Genomic DNA, 686 nt, shown 5'->3' with positions numbered 1-686 from the left:
ATCTTCCGTAAAGCGGCGGAACAAGAAAAAGAATGGGCGGGTTATCTATTCAAAGACGGCTCGATGATCGGTCTCAATAAAGACATTTTGTGCCAGTATATTGAGTACATTACCAATCTGCGTATGGAAGCGGTTGGTTTGCCGTCTGCGTTCCCGAACTCAAAGTCTAACCCAATTCCGTGGATCAATACGTGGCTATCGTCAGACAACGTGCAAGTCGCGCCGCAAGAGACGGAGATTAGCTCGTATCTGGTCGGTCAGATAGATTCAGACTTATCAGAGAGTGATTTTGATGACTTTGAGTTGTAAGCTTTGAGTACGATATCGTTGAACACTAACAGATATAGATAAGCAGCACATATAGGCTCAATTATGACATGGGTAAAGACCAGCAAAAAACAGTTCTACTTGCATGACGATGAGAGCTTGCTTGATGGCCTGCTGCGTACCGGTCATGAGGTAAATTTTCAATGCCGTGAGGGTTATTGTGGCAGCTGCCGCGTGCGCCGTATTGAGAGCTCCCATCCTGTGGACTACCCTTTTGTGCCGCTAGCTATGATAGAAGAAGATGAGATACTACCCTGCTGCTGCACGGTACAGGGCGTCATCCATATCAGTCATGAGTTTATTGAAAGATAACAGGCCAAATGTCATCGTTAAGAAATCGTTAAAAAAACGCGCCGCCC

At 45.9% G+C, this 686-nt stretch carries 2 protein-coding genes; both read left to right on the top strand.

The annotated features are described in order from the left end of the window. Positions 1 to 309: ribonucleotide-diphosphate reductase subunit beta (locus ACTXGO_RS15555; RefSeq protein WP_443575154.1), on the top strand; the 309-nt coding region annotated here is incomplete at its 5' end. Between the two features lie 63 nt (positions 310 to 372). Beyond that, positions 373 to 639 (top strand): class I ribonucleotide reductase maintenance protein YfaE, encoded by a 267-nt coding sequence (yfaE, locus tag ACTXGO_RS15550; RefSeq protein WP_435949050.1) that lies wholly within the window; start codon positions 373 to 375, stop codon positions 637 to 639. Positions 640 to 686: the final 47 nt, after the last annotated feature.

Source organism: Psychrobacter sp. T6-1 (genome assembly GCF_052258445.1).
Note: the sequence above shows the minus strand (reverse complement) of the source record. Positions and strands in the feature narration are given on the sequence as shown.